This is a genomic window from Halarchaeum nitratireducens, from assembly GCF_017874695.1.
Lineage (GTDB): Archaea > Halobacteriota > Halobacteria > Halobacteriales > Halobacteriaceae > Halarchaeum > Halarchaeum nitratireducens.
Genome location: NZ_JAGIKY010000004.1, coordinates 54,399 through 77,441 on the forward strand (window position 1 = coordinate 54,399; position 23,043 = coordinate 77,441).

Sequence of the window (23,043 nt, forward strand, 5' to 3'; positions counted from 1 at the left end):
CCGGTCGGGCTATCGCACCAGGTACGGGTCGGGGCCGGTGAGGAAGCGCCCGAGGTCGGATTCGCGCCGGTAGTCGCGGGCCTTGAGGTCAGCGAGCGCGGCCGCGAGCGCCTCGTCGTCCCCCTCTTCCCACTCCCGGGGATCGCGGACGGGGACGACGAGGAAGCCGCTACCGTGGATCTCCTCGCCGTGTCGCGCGGCCATGTCGTCCGTGTCCACCTTCCCGAGGCGGGCCGTGTACTCCGCGAGGACGTGCTCGGTCGCCGCGCGGCCGACCGGGAGGAGGACGTGGGCCGTGATCGCGCGCAGTTCCGCGTCGAAGAACGGCTCCATCTCGGCGTAGTCAGCGGCGCTCGGCTCGCCGTCGACCACCCCCATGTGGCGGTAGGAGACGAAGAGGTCGTCCACGGTCGGTTCGTCACCCGGTTCGGCGACGAGGTCGACGGCCGCGAGGGCGTGTTGGAGGCGGACGGCCGCGTCGGTCCCGGTGAACGGGACGCCGGTGTCGGCGCCGCCGTGCGCACCCGGGTGATCGCCGACGACGTGGAAGTCGGCGTTCGCGTCGCCGTAGCCCGGGACGTACGCTTCCGCGTCCGGCCGCATCCCGAACGGGTTGCTCGTCCGGTCCGTGACGTTCTCCATACGTACACGTGGCGATGCGCGAATAAGAACGATGTGCTTCGCCCGGTCGGCTACGGACGGGTAACCCCCTTTCTAGAGGTAACCTTTTTTCCCGTCGGGGTCTCCAGCGTACGTGTGAGCAAGACCGAGCGGCTCGAGATCCAATGTCCCGGGGACGACTGGTGTCCCATCACCGCCACCGCGACGCTCATCGGCAAGAAGTGGCACCCGGTCATCATCCACCGCCTGCTCGTCAACGGGCCGGCGGGGTTCAACGAGCTACAGGACGAGGTCGATGGGATCTCCAGTAAGGTGCTCTCCGAGAGCCTCGACGACCTCGAAGCGAAGGGCCTGCTCGACCGGGAAGTCATCGAGGAGAAGCCGGTTCGCGTGCGCTACTCGCTCACGGAGACGGGCGAATCGCTCGAAACGGTCGTGCTGGCGCTCGCCGAGTGGGGCGACGAACACCTCGAAGCCGGAACCGAAGCGACGCCTTAATCGAGGAGCGCCGCGCTCTGTTCGTCCGCCGCGTCCGCGTCCGCCTCCGTCTCGACGTCGAGCTGATAGAGGTTCTGTCGAGCGTCCGGGATGTAGATGTCCTTCTGGACGACGTCGCTCTCCTGCAGTCGTTCGAGGGCGTCTCGAACGGTCCGCTGGGAGAGACGGGATTTCTCGACGATCTCCTTCTGCGTCAGCCCACCGTTGTACTCGAGTACCTTCAGAACGAGTTTCGCGCTCGGCGGGAGGTCTTGGACCGTCTCTTCGTTCATCGTGTTCGATGGAAGGTGCGCCACCACTATAGTACCTCGGTAACGCCTGCGTGAGGGGGTTACCTGCAGGTATCTGGGGTGGCGCGTCCCGCCGGCCGCGCCGCGACTCGTCCCCCGTCCACCCCCGCATCGAGCGGTCCGGATGGCCGTCGCTGGGCGGGCGTCGTGCCTCCGAGAAATCGCGGTCGGTCGCGGCGCGGGTCGCCCTACTCCTCGTCGTCATCCGAGACCGGCTCGGCGCCGGTGACCTCGGCCTCGTAGCCGGCGCGCTCGACCTTCCCGACGAGTTCGTCGGGATCGACGTCGCCCTCGACCGTCGCCTCGCCCGACGCCAGATCGACGTCGACGTCGCCCGCACCCGACGCCTCGGAGAGCGCGCCGGAGACGATGTCGACACAGCCGTCGCAACCCATTCCGCGGACGCGGAGTTTCGTGACCATACCACCGCTTGGACCGGCAGCCCTTAGGGCGTTGTGGGCCGCGGCGAGTGCACGGAGTTATACGACTGCCGCCGCTATTCCGGTTCGGATGAACGCCCAACAGCGACGGGCCGCGGGCTACGTCGCTCTGCTCGTGACCGTCACCGTCACTTTCACCCTCGCCTACCAGTGGGGGATGGCGTACCTCGAGGGGCGCCCGGTGACGCTTATCCACGCCCTCGAGGTGACCGTCTAGTCGTTCACCTCGACGGGATACGGCGAGGACGCCCCATGGGCGACAGCGCCGATGCACGTGCTCGTCATACTGATGCAGCTCGCCGGGCTCGTCCTCCTCGTGCTCACGCTCCCGCTGTTCGCCGCGCCGTGGGTCGAGCGCCGCCTCGAAGTCGATCCGCCGACGTCGAGCGACCTCACCGACCACGTCGTCATCGCCGGCTTCTCCGCGCGCGGCGAGACGCTCATCGACGAGCTCGCCGCCGCCGGCGTCCCGTACGTCCTCCTCGTCGACGACCGTGAGGCCGCCCGCCGCCACCACGAGGTCGGGCGCTCCGTCGTCTTCGCCGACCCCGAGACGACCGACGGGGTCGCCGCCGCCAACGTCAGCGCCGCGCGCAGCGTCGTCCTCGACGACACCGACGAGGCGAACGCGATGATGGCGCTCTCCGTCCGCGCCGTCGACGACGACGTGCGGATCGTCAGCTTCGCCGAGGACCCCGACGTCGAGACGTACCTCGAATACGCGGGCGCGGACGAGGTGCTCAGCCCGCACGACATCCTCGGGCGCTCGCTCGCGGACAAGGTGACCGCGACCGTCAGCGCCGACCTCGGCGAGACCGTCACCATCGGGGAGGACTTCGTCATCGCCGAGATGCCGATCCAGTCCGGGAGCGACCTCGACGGCGTGACGATCGCCGAGAGCGGGATCCGCGAGCGCGCCGGCGCCCACGTCGTCGGCGCGTGGTTCGAGGGCGAGTTCGTCGGCGGTCCCGACCCCGAGCGGTCCATCAGCCGCGACACGATCCTGCTGGTCGCCGGCGCCGAGTCGGACCTCGAATCGCTGAAGGGGGAGACGATCGCCGAGCACCGATCGCACGCCTACAACCCGGTCGTCATCGCCGGCCACGGTGAGGTCGGCTCGACCGTCAAGAACGTCCTCGACAGACGCGGGGTCGAGAACACCGTCGTCGACGCCGAGGACGCGCGCGCGGTCGACGTCGTCGGTGACGTCTCGGACCCGAGCGTCCTCGACGAGGCCGGCGTCGACGAGGCGGCCGCGCTCGTTCTCGCACTCGGTGAGGACGCGGACACCGTCTTCGCCACGCTCGTCGCGCGCGAGGCGGAGATCGATCTCGACATCGTCGCCCGCGTCGACGAGGCCGACGCCGCCCCGAAGGTGTACGCCGCCGGCGCGGACTACGTCATGGCGCTCGCCACCGTCAGCGGCCGGATGCTCGCGGACACCGTTCTCGGCGAGAACGTCATGAGCCTCGACACCGGCGTCACGATCGTCAACACGGTCGCGCCCGACCTCGCCGGGCGCACGCTCGCCGGCGCGGACGTTCGCGATCGAACCGGCTGCACCGTCATCGCCGTCGAGCGCGACGGCGACGTTCGGACCGCCCTCCCGCCCGATTTCGAGTTCCGCGCCGACGACCGCCTCATCGTCGCCGGAACCGACGAGGACGTCGCCTCGTTCAACGAGTTCGCCGGCTCCGTCGGCGCCGCCGAAGCGATCGTCGACGACTGAGTCATCCAGCGTTTGGCCGCTATCCCGCACATACTTATGTTGGCTGGGCATAGACGACCCAAGGACAGCATCGAGAGGAGATGTCGGTACACCCAGCAGACATGCCATACAAGATCGACGGCGCCCTCCCGCCGGAGTTGCTTACGGACGTCGAACCCGGCACGAACTTGCTCGTCAGCGGCCCGGCGATGTCGGGCAAGCGACAGCTCCTGCTGAAGCTCCTCGCCCGCGGCGAGAGCGAGGGCGAGGGCTCCGTCGTCGTCACCTCGCGGAACCCCGCCGACGACGTCGTCGACGCCTACCGGGGCGTCCGACCGAGCGACGGCCACGACTTCTTCCGCATCATCGACTGCGTCGGCTCCGAGACGAACGTCGACGGCGTACGCGTCCACGACGTCTCCTCGCCCGGCGACCTCACCGGTATCGGGATCGAGTTCTCAGAGATCGCCCGCGAGGCCGAGGAGGCCGATCTCGGACGCGTCCGCGTCGGCTTCGACTCGCTCTCCCCGCTCCTCATGTACGTCGACCTCCAGCGGCTCTTCCGCTTCCTCCACGTCTTCACCAGTCAGATCCAGAGCCGCGATTGGCTCGGCCTCTTCGCCATCGACCCGGACAGCCACGACCAACAGGAGGTCAACACCATCAGCCAGCTCTTCGACGGGATCATCGAGATCCGCCTCGCGGACGGCGGCGGCCGCGAAGCACGCGCCCGCGGCGTCACCGACACGCCCACCGACTGGATCGCGCTCGACTGACCGACGTGGCTACTCCCTCTCTCCTCCTCTCTGCCGCCGAGTGCGATCGCCGCGTCACGTCGAGCGACCGACGAACCGTCCTGATCCGCACACCGCACCGGTCCGCGTCTCACCGCACCGACTCGTGTTCCTCGCTCGCGACGGCCGCGAGCGTCTCGCGCTCCGCCGCGTACGCGACGTGCGTCCCGCAATCGCAGTCCGAGGCCCCGAGGCCGGGGACCGGCTCGCCCGCGTCGGCCAGCGCCCGGGCGACGTCGCACTCGCGGTCCGCGTCCTCGGTGACGAAGACGGCGTCGAGGCGCGTCCCCGGGTCGCCGGTGAGGTAGTCCACGTGCCAGTGGCGGACGTCGTGCTCGCCCGACGCGACGCGGCGGTGGCGCTCGACGCGCGAGAGGCCGCCGGGGCCGAACGCCGAGCCGGTGTAGGCGTACCAGCCCCGATCGAGGCGGCGCTCGCCGGCCGCGCCGAAGGCGATCGTCGCGGGTGCTGAACGCGAGAGGAGAAGCGTGTACGTGCCGGGGCTCACGTCCCGCTGGGGACGGACGCCGGCGGCAAAAGCGCGGGGGTCAGAGGTAGCCCTCGGCGTCGAGGCGCTCGACGGCCTCGGCGAGGCGCTGCTTGCTGTTCGCGTACGAGACGCGGGCGAACCCGGGCGCGCCGAACGCGGACCCGGGGACGGTGGCGACGTGCGCGTCCTCCAGGGCGTTCGTACACCACGACTGGTCGTCGTCGTCGACGGGGAGCATCATGTAGAACGCCCCGTCGGGCGTCGCGGGTTCGACGCCGTGCTCGGCGAGGAGGTCGAGGAGGAACTCGCGGCGCTCGCTGAACGCCTCGACCATCTCCTCGACGGCCGTGTCGGTGTTCTCCAGGGCCTCGACGCCCGCGTACTGGACGAAGTGCGTCGCGGAGGAGACGGAGTGCGACTGGATCTTCCCCGCCTCGTCGACGATGTCGTCGGGCGCGGCGAGGTAGCCGAGGCGCCACCCGGTCATCGAGTAGGCCTTCGAGAAGCCGTTGATCGTGACCGTGCGCTCGTACATCCCGTCGAGGCCGGCGAGGCTGACGTGCTCCGCACCGTAGTTGATGTGCTGGTAGATCTCGTCGGAGATGACGGTGACGTCGTGCTCGACGGCGAGATCGCGCACGCCCTCCATCGCCTCCCGACTGTAGACGGCGCCCGTCGGGTTGTTCGGGGAGTTGACGACGAGGAGCGTCGTCTCGTCGCTCACCGCGTCCGCGAGGTCGTCGAGCGCGGGTTCGAGCTGGAAGCCGTGTCCGGCGAGATCGACGCGCGTCAGGTCCCCGCCGGCCATCTTCGCCATCGCCTCGTAGGAGACCCACGCGGGATCGAGGAGGACGACCTCGTCGCCCTCGTCGACGACGGTCTGGAAGGTCTCGAAGAGCGCCTGCTTCGCGCCGGGCGTGACGATGACGTTCCCCGCCTCGTAGCCGAGGCCGTCGTCCTGCAGCTTGGCCGCGATTGCCTCGCGGAGTTCGGGCACGCCGTTCGACGGCGCGTACCCCGTATCGCCGCGTTCGAGCGACGTCTCGCTCGCCTCCACGATGTTCGCCGGGGTGTCGAAGTCGGGTTCGCCGACCGAGAGGTCGACGACGTCCTTCCCGTCCGCTTCGAGTTCCTTCGCGAGGTTGCTCACCGCGAGCGTCGCGCTCGGTTCGACACGCGTGATTCGATCTGCGAATTCCATGTGTTAGAGGTCCTCCAGTGTGTCCGCGAGTGCGAGGGCGCTCTCGACGGCCTCGGCGCCCTTCTCGATCCGCTCTCTGGCCTCGGCACCGGACATCCCCGGGCCCGAGACGCCGAGGGTGACGGGCACGTCGCGATCGACGCTCACCTCGCTGAGCGTCGAGGCGACGGCGTGGCCGATCACCTCGTCGTGGTCGGTGTCACCGGTCACGATGGCGCCGAGCACCGCGACGGCGTCGACGTCGGCACGCCGGGCGAGCCGGTCCGCGGCCAGCGGCGCGTCGTACGCGCCGGGTACGTGAACGGTCTCCGCGACCGTCGCGCCCGCGTCGGCGGCGGCGTCGCGCGCGGCCTCCTCCATGCCCTCGGTGACGCTGCGGTTGAACTCGGCGACGACCAGTCCCAGGGACACCATGTGCGAACCGTCCACCCGGGCCGGCAAAACGGTACCGTTCTCGCGTGCGCGGCGCGCCCGCACGCCCCCGTCGCCGTCGGCTTCAGAAACAGTTACCCCGGCCCGCCACGAGGCTCCGCACAGATGTCCGACTCGGATCGTCGCGTCGCCGTCACCGTCCTCGCCGTGACGGCGGTCGCGCTCGTCGCCCGATTCGCCTCGCTCGGCGCGCGCGTCGCTCACTGGGACGAGGGGCGCGTCGGCTACTGGGTGCTGCGCTACGCCGAGACCGGCGCGTACACCTATCACCCGATCGTCCACGGCCCGTTCCTCTTCCACGTGAACCGCGTCGTCTTCGAGACGCTCGGCGCGAGCGACCTCACGATGCGCGCCGTCGTCGCCGTCACCGGCGGCCTCCTCCCCCTGACGGCGTGGCTCCTCCGCGAGCGTCTCTCCGGGGCCGAGACCGTGACGCTCGCCGTCGCGTTCGCCGCGAACCCGCTCCTCCTCTACTACTCTCGGTTCATGCGCAGCGACGTCCTCGTCGCCGCGTTCGCGTTCGCCGCGTTCGCGTTCTTCGTCCGCGCGTACGACACCGGTCTGCGCCGACACCTGTACGCCGGCGCGCTCGCCTTGGGCCTCGCCTTCACGACCAAGGAGAACGCCCTCGTCTACGCCGCCTGCTGGGTCGGCGCGCTCGGCCTCCTGCTCGACTGGGTCCTCGTCCGGGCGCGCGTCCGCGACCGGAGCGCCGTCGCCGTTCTCGCCGAGCGCGGCGTCGCCGTCGGGCGCGGCCTGCGGGCGTGGACGCGCCATCTCGTCGGCGCCGTCGTCGGTTTCTCCGTCGTCCTCGTCGTCTTCTACGCCCCCCGCCCCGAGTTCGGGCACGCGCTCGCGAACCCCGCGTTGCTTCCCGACGTCATCGCGCGGGCGACGGTCGGGTCCGTCGGGAAGTTCGCGGACACGTGGGTCGGCGGCCACTCGCACAGCTACGTCCACTTCTTCGTCCACGACCTCGGGACGCTGGCCGGGGGCGCGCTCGTGCTCTCCGGCCTCGCCGTCGTCGGCTTCCTCCACGACCGATACACGGGCGACGGCCCGCGGCCGCTCGTCGCCTTCGCGGGCTACTGGGGCGGCGCGTCGCTCGTCATCTACCCCGCCATCTCCGACATCACCGCGCCGTGGGCGATGATTCACGTCGTCGTCCCGCTCGCCGTCCCGGCCGCCGTCGGCGGCGGCCTGCTCGTCTCCGGGCTCTCGTGGCCGGCGGACGCAGACGTCAGGCGGCGGGTGCGCGCCGTCGACGCCGGGGCGGTCGTCGCCGTCCTCCTGATCGTCGCCCTCCTCGGCTGGAGCGTCGCCACGGGCGTCGGCGCGGCGTTCGTCCACCCCCAACAGCCCGGCCCGCTCGTCCAGTACGGCCAGCCGAACGCCGAGATGACCGACACGCTCGCCGAGATCGACGGCGCGGTCGCGGCGAACGCGAACGCCGCGGGTCCGGACGTCCTCTACTACGGCGGGCACTTCTACGCGGCTTCGGAGCCGTCGGCGGCGCCGGACGAGTCGTTCTCCGAGCCCGGCCACTGGACGCGACGCCTTCCCCTCCCGTGGTACTTCGAGGCCATGGGCGCCGAGACGGCGAGCGTCGGTCATCCCGACGCGCTGAACGATACGACCGCGCCCGTTGTCGTCACGCGTGCGCGGAACTACGACGTCGTCGCCCCGAAGCTGGAGGGGTACGAGGCCACGACGTACCGGCTCACCGCGACGGACACGCCGACGGTGTTCTTCGTGCGCAACGACACGGCGAGCGGGGCCGGGAGCGTCGACGCCGCGACCGTCCGGTCGCCGTCGGGCGAGGCGACCCCGGCGAGGGCGACGACCGCGAGCCGGTAACGCGCACGTCGCCAGCCGCGACGACAGCACGTTCGTGAACACTTGGCGTGTGATTCGGCAACCCTTATGCACTCCCCTCGACACCCATCGGGTATGCAGACGCCACCCGGAACCACGCTCGGCGTCGTCGGCGGCGGCCAACTCGGCAGAATGCTCGCGGAGGCCGCCTCGCCGCTCGGCGTCGACGTGGTCGTCCTCGACCCGACGCCCGACTGCCCCGCGGCGACTCCCGCCGCCGACCACGTCCTGGGCGACTTCGACGACCCCGAGGCGTTCGCCGAACTCGTCGAGCGCGCGGACGCGCTCACCTTCGAGATCGAGCTCGCGGACCCGGAGCTGCTCGCCGACGTCGACGTCCCCGTCCACCCGAAGCCGTGGACGCTGCGGACGACCGAGGACAAGCTCGCGGAGAAGGAGGCCCTCGACGAGGCCGGCGTGCCCGTGCCCGCGTATCGCCGCGTGGACGACGCCGCGGCGTTGGAGGAGGCCTTCGACGACCTCGGTGCCCCGCTGATGTTGAAAGCCCGCCACGGCGGCTACGACGGCCGCGGGAACCACGTCACGGAGACGGTCGCGGACGCGGAGGACTACTTCGACGACCTGGAGGGGTTGGTCGCCGAGGAGCTCCTCGATTTCGAGCGCGAGCTCTCCGCGATCGGCGCGAAGGGGGCGAGCGAGGAGACGCAGTTCCCGATCGTCGAGAACGTCCACGAGGACGAGATCCTCCGGGAGACGCGCGTGCCCCCGGCGGCGGGCGACGACGTCGTGGCCGAGGCGCGCGGCATCGTCTCCGACGTGCTCGACGTCCTCCGCGGACGCGGCGTCTACGGCGTCGAGCTCTTCGAGGTCGACGATGACGTGCTCGTGAACGAGATCGCGCCGCGCCCGCACAACTCAGGGCATTACACCATCGAGGGCGCGGTCACGTCGCAGTTCGAGCAGCACGTTCGCGCGGTGCTCGGTCTCCCGCTCGGCGATCCGAGCCTGCGGGACCCGACGGCGATGGTGAACGTGCTCGGCGACGTCGCGGAGACCAAGCCCGCGGACCTCTTGGGCGTTCCCGAGGCGCTCGCCGTGCCGACCGCCGCGCTCCACTGGTACGGGAAGCACGACGTGCGCCCGCTGCGGAAGATGGGACACGTCACCGCGCTCGGCGAGGACGCCAAGGCGGCCAGCCAGCGCGCGAACGAAGCGCGTAACGCCCTCGGATTCGAGTGATCGAACGTGACGACGACTGACCACGACGAGACGGACGCGGTGGCCCAGCTCTGCGAGGAGTTCTACGAGGAGGCCGAGCGCGAGCGCGAGCGGACGCCCGACGTGGGAATCGTGATGGGGAGCGACTCCGACCTCCCGGCGATGCGCGGCGCGTCCGAGGCGCTCACGGCGTTGGGGTTCGCCGAGGTGACGGACTACGACGACCCGCCCGAGGAACGATTCACCTTCGAGTCGTACGTCGTCTCCGCACACCGGACGCCCGACCTGCTGTACGCGTACGCGGAAACGGCCGAGGCGCGCGGCCTAGACGTGATCATCGCGGGCGCGGGCGGGAAGTCCGCGGACCTCCCGAACATGACGGCCTCGATCGCGTTCCCGGTCCCGGTCATCGGCGTGCCGGTGCAGGAGAAGTCCGTCGACTCCGTCATCGGCATGCCGACCGGCGCACCCCTCACGGCCGTCGACGCGGGGAAGTCCTACAACGCCGCGCTCTCCGCCGCACAAGTATTGTCACGGGAACACGACGAGCTGCGCGATCGACTCGTCGCCCTCCACGACGACCGGCGCGACGGCGTCGCGGACGTCTCGCGTCGCCTGCACGAACTCGGCACCGAGAAATTCGATTAGAGAGTCTGAAAGGCACGTATTATCGGGTTTCGGCAGTATCGTAAAGAATCAACGCTTATACGCGTGGGGGGTGAAGTCCGGCGTGATACGGAACGATGAACGAATGGATCGCCGTCGGCGTGTTCGCCGTCGTCGCCGCCTCGATACCCGCCGTGATGGTGAGCACGTCGAGGCTGCTGCGGCCGAGCGTGCCGGAGAAAGGGAAGGAAACCGTCTACGAGAGCGGTGAGGTCCCGACGGGCGGAACGCGGCTCAACTTCAACATCCAGTACTACATGGTCGCGCTCCTCTTCGTCGTCTTCGACATCGAGACCGTCCTGATCTTCCCGTGGACCGTCGTCTATCAGGACGCCGTCGGCGCCGCCGGCCTCGGGTCGGCGCTCGCCCCGATGCTGGTCTTCATCGCCGTCCTCGTAGTCGGGCTCGGTTGGGCGTGGCGCACCGGCGTCATCCGCTGGGTGTCGAGCGCAAACACGGAGTTCAACACATGAGTAGCGATCACCCCCGCGACGACATCATCGACACGACCGCACCGCAGACGAAGACCCGCGAGGACCGCATGTCCGAGGTCGACTCGCGGTTCAACTCGACCCTGCGTGAGGCCTTCGGCTCGACGCCGTTCGTCCTCACGAAGTTCGACGCGTTCATGGACTGGGTCCGGGGCTCCTCGATGTTCATGCTCCAGTTCGGGATCGCGTGTTGTAGCATCGAGATGATGCACACGTACGCGGTCAAACACGACCTCGACCGCTTCGGCTCCGGCGTCCCGCGCGCGTCGCCGCGCCAGGCGGACGTGATGATCGTCCCCGGAACGATCGTCTCCAAGTTCGCCCCGCGGATGAAGCGCGTCTACGATCAGATGCCCGAGCCGAAGTTCGTCGTGAACATGGGCAGCTGTTCGACCTCCGGTGGTCCCTTCCAGCAGGGGTACAACGTCGTGAAGGGCGCCGAGGAGGTCATCCCGGTCGACATCCACATCCCGGGCTGTCCGCCCCGCCCCGAGGCGCTCGTCTACGGCATCGCCAAACTCCAAGAGCGCGTCAAGAACGGCGAGACGTCGCCCGTGACGGTGAAGCCGTACGAACTCGAACAGTTCGGCGACCTCGAGAAGGACGAACTCGTGGAGAAGCTCGCCGACGACATCGACGAGGAGACCCTCGTCATGCGGTACAATTGGGCCGATTCGCCATGAGCAAGACTGAAGAGCCGGCGGAGGACGCCGAGCCGGAGGCGACCGAGCCGGTCGGCGCCGTGGATTACGACGCGCTCGAGGCGCTGCTCGGTGACGCCGTCGTGCGCCGCGAGAGCCACCTCAACGCCGAGGCGTTCGTCGTCCGCGCCGACCGCGTGCAGGACGCCCTCTCGACGCTCAAGGTCGAGGCGGGCTTCGATCACCTCTCGAACGTCTCCGCGCAGGAGTACCACGACCGCTTCGAGTCGATCTACCACCTGAAGAAGTACGACGACCCGACGCAGGAGGTGAGCGTCGTCGTGCCGACGCCCCGGGACGACCCGGTGAGTCAGAGCGCGGAGCCGGTCTTCCGAACCGCCGACTGGCACGAGCGCGAGGCGTACGATCTGGTGGGGATCGACTACGATGAGCACCCCGACCTCCGTCGCATCCTCCTCCCGGAGACGTGGCAGGGCCACCCGCTCGGGCGCGACTACAACCAGGACAAACCCCAGATCGTCGAGTTCGAGGAGAACGTCAATCCGCTCGCCGACGACCACCGGGAGTCCGACACGATGCTCGTCAACATCGGCCCCCACCACCCGGCGACGCACGGCGTCCTCCACCTCGAGACCGTCCTCGACGGCGAGACCGTCCTCGACGTCGAACCCGACATCGGCTACCTGCATCGCTGCGAGGAGCAGATGGCCCAATCTGGCACGTATCGCCACCAGATCATGCCCTACCCCGACCGCTGGGACTACGGCTCCGCCGGCATCCTAAACGAGTGGGCGTACGCGCGCGTCGCCGAGGACTTAAACGACATCGAGGTCCCCGAGTACGCGCAGGTCGTCCGCACGATGAGCGCCGAGCTCTGTCGGATCGCCGCTCACCTGCTGGCGCTCGGGACGTTCTGCCTCGACATCTACGGCGACTTCACCGCCATCTTCATGTACGCGATGCGGGACCGGGAGGTCGTTCAGAACATCCTCGAGGAGCTCACGGGCCAGCGGATGATGTTCAACTACCTCCGTCTGGGAGGCGTCGTCTGGGACCTCCCCGAACCCCGCGAGGAGTTCTTCGAGATGGTCCGGGAGTTCCTCACTGAACTCCCGAGCCGCGTCGACGAGTACCACGACCTCATCACGGAGAACGAACTCTTCCAGCTCCGGACGGTCGGGACGGGGGTCCTCGACGCCGAGACCGCAAAGCAGTACGGCGTCACGGGTCCCGTCGCACGCGCCTCCGGGATCGACTACGACCTCCGGCGCGACGACCCCTACGGGTATTACGAACACCTCGACTGGGACGTGATCACGGACGACGGCGGCGACAACTACTCGCGCCTGCTCGTCCGGATGCGCGAGGTCGAGCAGTCCGCGCGCATCATCCAGCAGTGCGTCGATCTCCTAGAGGAGTGGCCGGAGGACGAGCGCGAGATCCAGGCGAACGTCCCGCGGACGCTCAACCCCGAACCCGACGCCGAGGTCTACCGCGCCGTCGAGGGCGCGAAGGGCGAACTCGGCATCTACATCCGCTCTGACGGAACGGACAAGCCCGCGCGCTTCAAGATCCGGAGCCCCTGTTTCAGCAACCTCCAGGCGCTCCCGGAGATGGCGCGCGGCGAGTACGTTCCGGACCTCGTCGCCACGCTCGGGAGCCTCGACATCATCCTCGGTGAGGTGGACCGCTGATGGCGACGACGCCGGTTTCGATCGCCGAGTGGCTCGGCTACGCGACGGCGCCGCTCTGGCTGCAGATCGTCCTCGCCGCCGTCGTCTCCGGTGTCGTCGTCACGGTCATGCTGACGACGTCCGCGCTCGCGGGCCCGTGGGCGAAACGGAAGATCACCGCGATGTTCACCGATCGGATCGCCATCAATCGTAACGGTCCGGCGGGGATCTTCACGATCGCCGCCGACGCGGTCCGGCTGATGTCGAAGGAGCTCATCATCCCCGACGGCGCGGACCGGCCGGCGTTCGACATCGCGCCGGCCGTCCTCCCGCTGTCCGCGCTGCTCGGGTTCGCCGTCATCCCGATGGGGAGCGGCCTCCAGCTCGCGGACCCGGAGATCGGCCTCGTCTACGTCTTCGCCGTCTCCAGCATCGCCAGCGTCGGCATGGTCGTCGGCGGGTACGCCTCCGGGAACAAGTACTCCCTGCTCGGCTCGATGCGCTCGGTCGCGGAGAGCATCGCCTACGAGATCCCCCTCGTCATCACGGCCGCCTCGGTCGTGTTGCTCGCCGGGACGCTGCGGCTGAGCGACATCGTCGCGGCCCAACAGGGCACGCTCGTCTCGCTCGGCCCAATCGCCATCCCGGCGTGGTACGGTTTCCTCAACCCCTTCGCGCTCGCGCTGTTCCTCGTGGCGAGCCTCGCGGAGGTCGGGCGCAACCCCTTCGACATCGGCGAGGCGCCGACCGAGATCGTCGGCGGGTACATCACCGAGTACTCAAGCATCTACTTCGTCCTCTTCTTCCTCGGCGAGTTCCTCCACATCTTCCTCAGCGCCGCGGTGCTCACGACGCTGTTCCTCGGCGGCCCCGCCGGGCCCGGCCCGGCGTGGCTCGGCATCGTCTGGTTCGGCGTGAAGATCTGGGCGGTCTTCCTCTTCACGCAGTGGTGTCGCGCGGCCGTCCCGCGCGTCCGCATCGACCAGATGCTCGAGATCGGCTGGAAAGGACTCCTCGTCCTCTCCTTCGCGAACCTGGTGCTCACGGCCATCATCGTGGGAGTGATAGCATGATCGGACTCCTCAAGTCGATGGCGACGACGATGAAACACGCACTGGACGGCAAGACGTTCACCGTCGAGTACCCCGAGGAGGCCCCCGACGTCTCCCCGCGGTTCCGCGGCATCCACAAGTTCAGCCAGGAGCGCTGTATCTGGTGTCGCCAGTGCGAGAAGGTGTGTCCGAACGACACCATCCAGATCGTCACCGACGACAAACGGCAGGGCGAACAGTACAACCTCCACGTCGCGCAGTGCATCTACTGCCGGCTCTGCGAGGAGGTCTGCCCAGTGGACGCCATCCTCCTCACGGAGAACTTCGAGTTCACGGGCGACACGAAACACGATCTCGTCTACAACAAAGAACAGCTCGGGAACGTCCCGTGGTACAAGGACATCGACCCCCTCGCGTCGCGCGAACCGGATCGCGGCGCGTGGGTCGGTGAGGGCGACGGGGAGGTCGACTACCAGTGAGCACGCTCGAACTCGCGGCGTTCGCGGCGTTCGCGCTCGTGACGCTCGGCTTCAGCGCCGGCGTCGTCCTCTCGAAGCACGCGTGGCACGCCGCGCTCTCGCTGGGCGGCGCGCTGTTGAGCGTCGCGGTCCACTACGTGATGCTCGAGGCGGCGTTCGTCGCCGCGATGCAGGTGCTCGTCTACGTCGGCGGCGTGCTCGTCCTGCTGGCGTTCGCCGTCATGCTCACCGACGACGCGGGCGACGAGGAGAACGAGGAGGTGGTCGCATGACGTCTCGCCCCGAGCTGGCGACGGACGCGAACCTCGCTCGCGGTGTGGGTGCGCTCGCCCTCTTCGTCGTGCTCGCCGGCGCGTTCCTCGCCGCCGACTTCGGGAGCGCCGCGTGGTTCCCCGCGGACGCCCCGATGACCGAGGGGATCGGCTACGCGCTCATCGGCCTCGCCGGGGAGACGCCGCTCCTCTCGAACGGCTTCCTCGCGGCGTTCGAGATCGTCGACGTCGTGCTCGTCGCGGCCGTCGTCGCCGCGATCACGCTCGCGCGCAGGGACGGAGGTGAGCGCTGATGGTCCCCCTCGAATACTACCTGCTGTTCTCGGCGGCGATGTTCTGCATCGGCGTCTTCGGCGTCCTCGCGCGCCGGAACGCGCTCGTCTACCTCATGAGCGTCGAGCTCATGCTCAACGCCGCGAACGTCGTCTTCGTCGCGTCGAGCGCGCACTACGGGACGATCAGCGGGCAGGTCTTCAGCCTGTTCACGATGGCCCTCGCCGCCGCGGAAGTCGCCGTCGGCGTCGGGATCGTCCTCGTCGCGTACCGGAAGTTCAAAGACATCGACATCACGAATCCGACGAGTATGAGGTGGTAAGATGGCGGACGTAACCGCAGCCGTCACCGCGATTCCACTGGTGCCGTTCGCGGCGTTCCTCGTCGCGCTCCTCGTCGGCCACTACGCGCCCCGCGCCCTTCCGAAGGGCGGCGCGCTTCCCGGGATCGCCGCGACCGCGATCTCGCTCGTGCTCTCCGTGTGGGCGTTCCTCACGGTAGGCGCGGGCGGAGCGACGGTCTCGCAGGTCTGGACGTGGGTCCCGGCCGCGAACGACTCGTTCGCGCTGACGTTCGGGCTCCTCCTCGATCCGCTGTCGGCGCTGATGGTCGTCGCCGTCTCCGGGGTCTCCCTGCTCGTCCACGTCTTCAGCCTCGGCTACATGAACGACGAGGGCGAGACCGGGCTCGCGCGGTACTACGCCGGCCTCGGACTGTTCACGGCGAGCATGCTCGCGTTCGCGCTCGCGTCGAACCTCCTGCAGGCCTTCGTCTTCTTCGAGCTCGTCGGCTTCTGCTCGTGGTGGCTCATCGGCCACTGGTTCCGCGAGCCCGGCCCGGCCTCGGCCGCGAAGAAGGCGTTCCTCGTGACGCGCTTCGGCGACTACTTCCTGCTCGTCGGCCTCGTCGGCGTCCTCGGGACGTTCGGAACGGCCGCGTTCGCGGGCGACGCGTCCTTCCCGGCGCTCGCGCACGCAGCCCTCGAAGGCGAGGCGAGCGTGAACACGTTCGGCGTCGATCCCGCGACGTGGTTCACGATCCTCGGCCTCCTGATCCTCGGCGGCGTGATCGGGAAGTCCGCGCAGTTCCCGCTCCAGACGTGGCTTCCCGACGCGATGGAGGGCCCGACGCCGGTCTCTGCGCTCATCCACGCCGCGACGATGGTCGCCGCGGGCGTCTACCTCGTCGCCCGGCTGTACGGCTTCTACGCGCTCACGCCGACGGCCCTCACCGTCATCGCCCTCGTGGGCGGGTTCACGGCGCTGTTCGCCGCGACGATGGCGCTCGTGAAGCGCGAGATCAAGCAGGTGCTCGCTTACTCGACGATCAGTCAATACGGGTATATCATGCTCGGCCTCGGCTCCGGCGGCTACGTCGCGGGCGTCTTCCACCTGCTGACCCACGCGACGTTCAAGGCGCTCTTGTTCCTCGGCGCCGGCGCGGTCATCATCGCCATGCACCACGACGAGGACATGTGGAAGATGGGCGGGCTCAAGGATCGGATGCCGACGGTCTACTGGGCGTTCCTCTCCGGGTCGCTCGCGCTCGCCGGCATCGTGCCGTTCGCGGGGTTCTGGTCGAAGGACGCCGTGCTCCATCACGCGCTCACCGTCGGTCTCGGCGGCCAGCCGCTCGTGCTGTTCGCGTACCTCATGGGGCTCGTCGCCGTCGCGTTCACGGGGTTCTACACCTTCCGGATGGTGTTCCTCACCTTCCACGGCGAACCGCGTTCCGAGACGGCGCGCGACGCCGACGCGGCCTCGGCGAACATGCGCGTTCCGGTGGCGATCCTCGGCGTCCTCGCCGCGGTCGTCGGGCTCGTCAACGTCGACCCGCTGAAGGGCGTCGTCGGTGAACGCCTGCTGTTCCTCGAACGCTGGCTGAACGGGCCGCTACCGGGTCTCGCCGGTGCGACGGCCGAGCACTATCATGAGCTCGTCGTCGACGTCGCGGGGTTCCACGGTGCGACCGTCAGCCCCGTCGTCTCCGCCGTCGTGTCGCTCGTCTTCGCGCTCACGGGCGTCGCGCTCGCGTGGACGTGGTACAACGTCCCCGAGCCCGTCGAGAAGACGGACGCCCTCGGTCCGGCGAAGACGGTCCTGTACAACAACTACTACCAAGACGAGTTCCAGACGTGGCTCGCGACGGGCGTCACCGAACCGCTCGCCAACGCGGTGGACGTCTTCGACGCGAGCGTCGTCGACGGCGTCGTGAACGGCGTCTCCTCGACGAGCCTCGTCGCGTCCGATCGCCTGCGGCGCGTCCAGACCGGCGTCGTGACGACGTACACGACCCAGCTCGTCTTCGGCCTCGTCGTCTTGCTCCTCATCGTCCTCCTCCTCGGGGGGTGGTTCTGACATGCTCGTAGAAGCCCTACTCGCCGTCACGTTCGTCGCCGCGTTCGCCGTCCTCCTCGCACCGGCACGGTACGCCGGTCGCCTCGCGGCCGTGCTCAGTCTCGTCCCGCTCGTCGGGATTTTCTACGCCTACACCGCGTTCGACGGGACGGAGAACGCGCTGCTCGGCGGAACGCCCGCCTTCGAGACGGTCGTCCCGTGGGTCGACATCGGCGGCTACGCCATCGACTGGCACGTCGGTCTCGACGGCATCAGCCTCCCGCTCGTCGTGCTCACCGCCGTGCTGACGACGGTCGCCATCGTCGCGGCGCGGGGCGAGATCGGGGAGCGGCGCTCGCTGTTCTACGCGCTCCTCCTGTTCACGGAGGCGAGCCTGATCGGCGTCTTCTCGGCGCTCGACTTCTTCCTCTGGTTCGTCTTCTGGGAGTTCGTCCTCGTGCCGATGTATCTGCTCGTCGCGGTGTACGGCGGGCCGCGGCGGCGCTACGCCGCGATCAAGTTCTTCGTCTACACGAACGTGGCGAGCCTCGTGCTGTTCGTCGGCTTCGTCATGCTCGTCGTGGCGACGCCCGTCGAGAGCTTCGGCCTCGCGGCCGTCGCCGAGGCGGTCCGATCGGGCGCGGTCACGGGTGCGTTCGGCCTCTCTGCGAGCACGCTTACCGGTGTCGCGTTCCTCGCGCTCTTCTTCGGCTTCGCCGTCAAGAGCGCGTTCGTCCCGTTCCACACGTGGCTCCCGGACGCGTACACGGAGGCTCCGACGCCCGTTACCGTGCTGCTCGCGGGCGTCGTCACGAAGATGGGGACGTACTCGCTGTTGCGGTTCAACGTCACGATGTTCCCAGACCTGATCCGGCAGTGGGCGCTCCCGCTCGCGCTCGTCGCCGTGCTCACCGTCCTCTACGGCTCGCTCGCGGCGCTCGCACAGCGCGACGCCAAGCGGCTCGTCGCCTACACGTCGATCCCGTCGATGGGCTTCGTGCTCCTCGGAAGCGTCGCCGCGACGAACTACGGGCTCGCCGGCGCGACGTTCCAGATGGTGAGCCACGGCCTGCTCGTGAGCGTGCTCTTCCTCGCCGTCGGCTACGTCGAGGACGCGACGGGCACACGCATGATCAACAAGCTGAGCGGGCTCGCCGATCGGCTTCCGGTGACGGCGACGGTGCTCGTCGCCGGCGCGTTCGGCTACATGGGCCTCCCGCTCATGTCCGGTTTCGCCGGCGAATTCTTCGTCTTCACGGGCTCGTTCGCCGCGCCGTACCCGCACGCGCAGCTCGTCACCGCGGCCGCGATGTTCGGGATCGTCGTCGTCGCCGGCTACCTCCTGCGGCTCCTCCAGGGCGTCCTCATGGGTCCGTTCGAGGCGCCGACGACGGTCACGCCGCGTTCGCGGCGCGACCTCGCGCCCGCGGTCGCCCTCGTCCTCCTCTCGATCTACCTCGGGGTCGCCCCCGGGACGCTGATGGGGGCGATTCAGGACGCTGTCGGTGCGTTCGTCGCGGTCTTCGGAGGTGGTCTCTAAATGGCGCTTCCCGCACTCACCCCGCAGTACGTCCTCGGTCTCGCCGCACTGCTCGTCCTCGTCGTCGACGCGTTCGCGCCGACGTCGCGGAAGAACGGCCTGCTCGCCGGCGTCACGGCGCTCGCGGGCGTGGTGAGCGCCGGCGTCGCCGCGTGGCTCTTCGCGGGCGGGACGGGGCGGACGACGCTCTTCGACGGCGCGCTCGCCGTCGACGCCTCGACGTCGTTCTTCACGGCCGTCTTCGGCTGTGTCGCGGCGCTCGTCGCCGCCGCGAGCTACGACTACGTCCGCGACGAACCCAATCAGTCGGCCTACTACGCGCTCGTCCTGTTCGCCACCGCCGGGATGAGCGTCATGGCGGCCGCGAACTCGCTCGTTACGGCGTTCCTCGCGCTCGAACTCGTCAGCCTCCCGGCGTACGCGCTCGTCGCGTTCCTCAAGCGCAATGCGGGGAGCGCCGAGGCGGGGCTGAAGTACTTCGTCGTCGGCGCGCTCTCCTCGGGGATCCTCGTCTACGGGATCAGCCTCGTCTATGCCGCGACGGGCGTCTTCGGTTTCGAGGCGCTCGCGGCGGCCGTACAGGGGAACGCACACGTCACCGTGCTCGGTGCCGGCGTCGTCATGCTGATCGGCGGCTTCGCGTTCAAGACCGCGAGCGTGCCCTTCCACTTCTGGGCCCCCGAGGCCTACGAGGGGGCGCCCGCGCCGATCAGCGCGTTCCTCTCGTCGGCGTCGAAGGCCGCCGGCTTCGTGCTCGCGTTCCGCGTCTTCCTGCTCGCCTTCCCGCTCGCGGCCTTCGAGGCGCTCGGCATCCCGTGGACGCTCGTCTTCGCCGTGCTCGCCGTCCTCACGATGACGCTCGGCAACGTCGCGGCGGCGACGCAGACGAACGTCAAGCGGATGCTCGCGTACTCCAGCATCGGGCACGCGGGCTACGCGCTCATCGGTCTCGCGGCCCTCTCCGGGCCGGCGTCGAGCGACATCGCGGTCGTCGGGGCGAGCTTCGCTCACCTGTTCGTCTACGGCTTCACGAACACCGGCGCGTTCCTCGTCGTCGCGCTCGCCGAGCGCTGGGGCGTCGGGCGCACCTTCGAGGACTACGCCGGTCTCGGGCGCTCCGCGCCGGTCGCCTCGGCGGCGCTCGCCGTCCTGCTCTTCGGCCTCGCCGGCCTCCCGGTCGGCGGTGGCTTCTGGACGAAATACGCGCTCTTCCTCGGCGCCGTCCAGTCCGGTCTCTGGTGGCTCGCCGCCGTCGGGATCGTCAACAGCGCGCTCTCGCTGTTCTACTACAGTCGGCTCGTCAAGGCCGTCTGGGTCGACGCCCCCGACGAGACCGGCGTCGCCCGCGAGCGCCCGACGGGCATCTACGCCGCCGTCGTCGTCGCCACCGTCGTCACCGTCGTGCTCCTCGTCGCCCCCGACCTCGTCTTCTCGTGGGCGGACGCGGCGGCACGCGCGCTCGTGAGCGCGTAAGCGACGGAGACGGCAGGCTTTACTGCCCGTCGGCACAGAGCTAGGGCAGATGGTATCCCGTCTGGTGCTCGGCAGCGGGACGGTCGCGCACACCGTCCTGGAAGCGATCCGCGAGCGCCCCGGCGACCTGCTCGTTCTCGACCCCGACGAGAGCCGCATCGAGTCGCTACGGAACGAGAAGGTCGCCGCGGAGACGGCCGACGTCACCGACCCCGGCGCGCTCCTCGAACACGGGGACGGTCCCGACGTCGTCTTCGTCGCGAGCGACGACGCCGCGATGAACGCCCGCGCGGCCGAGGCGGCGGCGACGGCGTTCCCCGACGCCTACCTCGTCGCGTACACCGGCACCGGCGCGACCGCCGATGACCGGACGCGGCTGGGGGCGGCCGCGGATCGGGTGTGTTCGGCGGGTGGCGCCGTCGTCGACCACGTCGAGGCGGGCGTCGAGCGCGGGACGGACGCCCGAGCGCGTCACCTCCGGGAGACGCTCGAATCCGTGGACGGGCGACTGACGGTGCTCGCTCACGACAATCCCGATCCGGACGCGATCGCGGCCGCGATCGCGCTCTGTCGGATCGCGGAAGCGCTCGGGATCGACGCCGAACCGTGCTATTTCGGTGACATCAGCCACCAGGAGAACCGCGCGTTCGTCAATCTCCTCGAACTCGATCTCACGCGCCTCGACCCGGACGAGGCACACGACTTCGACGCGGTCGCGCTCGTCGATCACTCGGCGCCCGGTGTGAACGACCAGCTCGACCCCGAGACCGCGGTCGACATCGTGATCGACCACCACCCGCCGAAGGGCGACGTGACGGCGCCGTTCGCGGACATCCGCGAGGATATCGGTGCGACGAGCACGATCATGACGCAGTACCTCGACTGGTTCGGCATCGAGTACACCGAGGCGCTGTCGACGGCGCTCCTCTACGGCATCCGGATCGACACGAAGGACTTCAAGCGCGAGATCACACAGCAGGACTTCTCGGCGGCGGCCGCCCTCCTCCCCCACGCGGCCGTCGACGTCCTGGAGCGGATCGAGAGCCCGTCGATCAGCGCGGACACCTTCGAGGTCGTCGCGCGCGGCATCCGGAACCGCGAGGTCGAAGGCGACGTGCTCACGTCCTGCGTCGGTGCGATCTCCGATCGGGACGCGATCGCACAGGCCGCCGACCGCCTGCTCGCCATCCAGGGGGTGACGATCACGTTCGTCTACGGCTTCATGGACGGGACGATCTACGCCTCGGCGCGCGGGCGGGGCAACGACGTGGATCTCGGTGAGGTGCTCCGCGTCGCGTTCGACGGCGTCGGGAGCGCGGGCGGGCACACCGACATGGCGGGCGCACAGCTCCCGCTCGGCGTCTTCGACGCCGTTCAGGAGGACGAGGGGGAGACGCTGGCGTCGGTGCTCGAGGGCGCGATCACGCCGCGGTTCTTCGAGGCGGTGCGCGACGCGGCGAGCGGGGACGGGCTGGCGCCGGTGGGCGACGCGACCGCGGAGTAGCGTCGGGCGACGCCGACGGGCCGGAGGTCGGCCGGGGGTCTCGATGTGGCAACGCGTTTTTGTCCGTCGACCGCATCGAACCGACACGATGGACGAACCGCTCGACGTCGACGCCGGTGGGAAACCACGGGTCCGAGATTACATGACGCGGGACGTCGCTACCGTCGCGCCGGAGGACACCGTCGCCGACGTCTCGCGACGTATCGTCGAGAGCGACGGCCACAACGGCTTCCCGGTGACGCAGGGACGGAAGGTCGAGGGGTTCGTCACGGCGCGCGATCTGCTCCTCGCCGACGACGTCACGCCGATGTTCCGCGTGATGTCCGACGACCTGCTCGTCGCGCACCCGGAGATGGACGTCAACGACGCGGCGCGCGTCATCCTCCGCTCGGGCATCCAGAAGCTCCCGGTGGTAGACGACGCGGGAACGCTCGTCGGCATCATCTCGAACGCCGACGTCATCCGCTCCCAGATCGAACGCGCGACCCCCGAGAAGGTCGGGAAGCTCCTGCGAACGCTGGAGACGATCCACGACGTAGACGCGAGCGAGGAGCGCCGCGAGGTGGCGATCGCGGACCTCGTGCCGACGCAGGGGAAAGTGTACGCCGACGAACTGGAGGGGCGACGCTACGAGATCGAGCACGGCCTCACGGAACCCCTCGTCGTCATCGATAACGGCGGCGACCTCCTGCTCGCGGACGGCCACCACCGCGCGATGGCCGCACACACGATGGACGTCGAGACGATGGACGCGTACGTCATCGTCCTCGGCACGCGCGTCGATCTCGGGATGGCGCGCACGGCCAGCGAGGAGGGCTTGGAGTCGGTCGAGGACGTGAACGTCGTCGACTACGCGCGCCACCCGCTCGTCGAGACGACCGAACGCTTCCAGTAACTTCGGCGGGCGTCGAGAGCCGAGTTACGGTCTGTCGACGACGCGGTCCAGTGCACATCGCACCCGGCGGGGGACGGTCTCTTCTCGGAGGACGGACGTCGATCGCGCTATGCTCGTCGACAGCTTCAGCCCCGTCGGTCCGCGGCCGCGGGCGTATGCCCGTCTCCAGCCACTCCATAATCATACATTTCTGCTCCCC

General features: G+C 69.3%; 26 protein-coding genes. 20 read left to right on the forward strand and 6 right to left on the reverse strand.

Annotation, left to right across the window (positions count from 1 at the left end; translation table 11 throughout):
- Positions 1 to 9: 9 nt before the first annotated feature.
- Positions 10 to 642, reverse strand: coding sequence for a uracil-DNA glycosylase family protein (locus J2754_RS05590; RefSeq protein ID WP_188878776.1), 633 nt, complete (start codon positions 640 to 642; stop codon positions 10 to 12).
- Positions 643 to 756: 114 nt separating this feature from the next.
- On the opposite strand from J2754_RS05590, the gene J2754_RS05595 reads away from it, so the two are divergent.
- Complete coding sequence (locus tag J2754_RS05595) at positions 757 to 1,119, forward strand: winged helix-turn-helix transcriptional regulator (RefSeq protein ID WP_188878778.1); 363 nt, start codon at positions 757 to 759, stop codon at positions 1,117 to 1,119.
- Here J2754_RS05595 and J2754_RS05600 read toward each other — a convergent pair.
- Both J2754_RS05600 and J2754_RS05605 read right to left on the reverse strand, forming a co-directional pair.
- Entirely contained in the window at positions 1,116 to 1,391 is a 276-nt protein-coding gene (locus J2754_RS05600; protein WP_211086905.1) for a MarR family transcriptional regulator, read from the reverse strand. The two genes, J2754_RS05595 and J2754_RS05600, sit on opposite strands and share 4 nt — an antisense overlap.
- A gap of 206 nt (positions 1,392 to 1,597) precedes the next feature.
- On the reverse strand, positions 1,598 to 1,831 hold the full coding sequence (locus tag J2754_RS05605) for a heavy-metal-associated domain-containing protein (RefSeq protein WP_188878781.1): 234 nt from the start codon (positions 1,829 to 1,831) through the stop codon (positions 1,598 to 1,600).
- A gap of 88 nt (positions 1,832 to 1,919) precedes the next feature.
- Between J2754_RS05605 and J2754_RS16080 the strand changes: the two genes are divergently transcribed.
- The 3 genes from J2754_RS16080 (at position 1,920) to J2754_RS05615 (ending at position 4,333) form a co-directional block, all read left to right on the forward strand.
- Positions 1,920 to 2,066, forward strand: a complete 147-nt coding sequence (locus tag J2754_RS16080; protein ID WP_245332905.1) for a hypothetical protein — start codon at positions 1,920 to 1,922, stop codon at positions 2,064 to 2,066.
- Positions 2,067 to 2,117: 51 nt separating this feature from the next.
- Positions 2,118 to 3,578, forward strand: coding sequence for a potassium channel family protein (locus J2754_RS05610; protein WP_245332906.1), 1,461 nt, complete (start codon positions 2,118 to 2,120; stop codon positions 3,576 to 3,578).
- Between the two features lie 101 nt (positions 3,579 to 3,679).
- A complete protein-coding gene (locus tag J2754_RS05615) occupies positions 3,680 to 4,333 on the forward strand; it encodes an RAD55 family ATPase (protein WP_188878784.1) in 654 nt (217 codons plus the stop codon).
- A gap of 109 nt (positions 4,334 to 4,442) precedes the next feature.
- Here the strand turns inward: J2754_RS05615 and J2754_RS05620 are convergent, their stop codons facing one another.
- From J2754_RS05620 to ribH, 3 genes are read right to left on the reverse strand one after another with little or no spacing between them, the layout of a single operon-like run.
- Positions 4,443 to 4,859 carry a GIY-YIG nuclease family protein gene (locus J2754_RS05620; protein ID WP_188878786.1) on the reverse strand — a complete coding sequence of 139 codons (417 nt, stop codon included), beginning with the start codon at positions 4,857 to 4,859 and terminating at the stop codon, positions 4,443 to 4,445.
- A gap of 40 nt (positions 4,860 to 4,899) precedes the next feature.
- Positions 4,900 to 6,042, reverse strand: coding sequence for a pyridoxal phosphate-dependent aminotransferase (locus tag J2754_RS05625; protein WP_211086906.1), 1,143 nt, complete (start codon positions 6,040 to 6,042; stop codon positions 4,900 to 4,902).
- A gap of 3 nt (positions 6,043 to 6,045) precedes the next feature.
- On the reverse strand, positions 6,046 to 6,456 hold the full coding sequence (gene ribH / locus J2754_RS05630; RefSeq protein ID WP_188878790.1) for a 6,7-dimethyl-8-ribityllumazine synthase: 411 nt from the start codon (positions 6,454 to 6,456) through the stop codon (positions 6,046 to 6,048).
- Between the two features lie 123 nt (positions 6,457 to 6,579).
- Here ribH and J2754_RS05635 point away from each other — a divergent pair, with 123 nt between their 5' ends.
- From J2754_RS05635 to J2754_RS05710, 16 genes are all read left to right on the forward strand, one after another.
- A complete protein-coding gene (locus J2754_RS05635; RefSeq protein WP_188878792.1) occupies positions 6,580 to 8,331 on the forward strand; it encodes a flippase activity-associated protein Agl23 in 1,752 nt (583 codons plus the stop codon).
- Positions 8,332 to 8,424: 93 nt separating this feature from the next.
- Entirely contained in the window at positions 8,425 to 9,549 is a 1,125-nt protein-coding gene (locus tag J2754_RS05640; protein WP_188878794.1) for a 5-(carboxyamino)imidazole ribonucleotide synthase, read from the forward strand.
- A 39-nt stretch (positions 9,550 to 9,588) separates the two neighbouring features.
- Positions 9,589 to 10,176, forward strand: coding sequence for a 5-(carboxyamino)imidazole ribonucleotide mutase (purE, locus tag J2754_RS05645; protein WP_342590106.1), 588 nt, complete (start codon positions 9,589 to 9,591; stop codon positions 10,174 to 10,176).
- A gap of 95 nt (positions 10,177 to 10,271) precedes the next feature.
- Positions 10,272 to 10,667 carry an NADH-quinone oxidoreductase subunit A gene (locus J2754_RS05650; RefSeq protein ID WP_211086908.1) on the forward strand — a complete coding sequence of 132 codons (396 nt, stop codon included), beginning with the start codon at positions 10,272 to 10,274 and terminating at the stop codon, positions 10,665 to 10,667.
- Positions 10,664 to 11,368 (forward strand): NADH-quinone oxidoreductase subunit B, encoded by a 705-nt coding sequence (locus tag J2754_RS05655; protein ID WP_188872812.1) that lies wholly within the window; start codon positions 10,664 to 10,666, stop codon positions 11,366 to 11,368. Before J2754_RS05650 ends, J2754_RS05655 begins: the two co-directional genes overlap by 4 nt.
- Positions 11,365 to 13,041 carry an NADH-quinone oxidoreductase subunit D gene (locus J2754_RS05660; RefSeq protein WP_245332907.1) on the forward strand — a complete coding sequence of 559 codons (1,677 nt, stop codon included), beginning with the start codon at positions 11,365 to 11,367 and terminating at the stop codon, positions 13,039 to 13,041. The genes J2754_RS05655 and J2754_RS05660 overlap by 4 nt, the downstream gene beginning before the upstream one ends.
- Entirely contained in the window at positions 13,041 to 14,093 is a 1,053-nt protein-coding gene (locus tag J2754_RS05665; RefSeq protein WP_188878798.1) for a complex I subunit 1/NuoH family protein, read from the forward strand. The genes J2754_RS05660 and J2754_RS05665 overlap by 1 nt, the downstream gene beginning before the upstream one ends.
- The gene (locus tag J2754_RS05670; protein WP_188878799.1) at positions 14,090 to 14,551 is read left to right on the forward strand and encodes a NuoI/complex I 23 kDa subunit family protein; all 462 of its coding nucleotides are present in this window, start codon (positions 14,090 to 14,092) and stop codon (positions 14,549 to 14,551) included. The genes J2754_RS05665 and J2754_RS05670 overlap by 4 nt, the downstream gene beginning before the upstream one ends.
- A complete protein-coding gene (locus J2754_RS05675; protein ID WP_188878800.1) occupies positions 14,548 to 14,823 on the forward strand; it encodes an NADH-quinone oxidoreductase subunit J in 276 nt (91 codons plus the stop codon). Before J2754_RS05670 ends, J2754_RS05675 begins: the two co-directional genes overlap by 4 nt.
- A complete protein-coding gene (locus tag J2754_RS05680; protein ID WP_188878802.1) occupies positions 14,820 to 15,116 on the forward strand; it encodes a hypothetical protein in 297 nt (98 codons plus the stop codon). Before J2754_RS05675 ends, J2754_RS05680 begins: the two co-directional genes overlap by 4 nt.
- Entirely contained in the window at positions 15,116 to 15,418 is a 303-nt protein-coding gene (gene nuoK / locus J2754_RS05685; RefSeq protein ID WP_188878804.1) for an NADH-quinone oxidoreductase subunit NuoK, read from the forward strand. The genes J2754_RS05680 and nuoK overlap by 1 nt, the downstream gene beginning before the upstream one ends.
- A 1-nt stretch (position 15,419) precedes the next feature.
- On the forward strand, positions 15,420 to 17,453 hold the full coding sequence (gene nuoL / locus J2754_RS05690; RefSeq protein ID WP_211086909.1) for an NADH-quinone oxidoreductase subunit L: 2,034 nt from the start codon (positions 15,420 to 15,422) through the stop codon (positions 17,451 to 17,453).
- A 1-nt stretch (position 17,454) separates the two neighbouring features.
- Positions 17,455 to 18,972: a complex I subunit 4 family protein gene (locus tag J2754_RS05695; protein WP_211086910.1), complete on the forward strand. Its 1,518-nt coding sequence runs from the start codon at positions 17,455 to 17,457 to the stop codon at positions 18,970 to 18,972.
- Positions 18,973 to 20,445, forward strand: coding sequence for an NADH-quinone oxidoreductase subunit N (locus tag J2754_RS05700; protein ID WP_211086911.1), 1,473 nt, complete (start codon positions 18,973 to 18,975; stop codon positions 20,443 to 20,445).
- Between the two features lie 49 nt (positions 20,446 to 20,494).
- A complete protein-coding gene (locus tag J2754_RS05705) occupies positions 20,495 to 21,949 on the forward strand; it encodes a DHH family phosphoesterase (protein WP_188878811.1) in 1,455 nt (484 codons plus the stop codon).
- Positions 21,950 to 22,037: 88 nt separating this feature from the next.
- Positions 22,038 to 22,844, forward strand: coding sequence for a CBS domain-containing protein (locus tag J2754_RS05710; protein WP_188878813.1), 807 nt, complete (start codon positions 22,038 to 22,040; stop codon positions 22,842 to 22,844).
- The last annotated feature ends 199 nt before the right edge of the window (positions 22,845 to 23,043 follow it).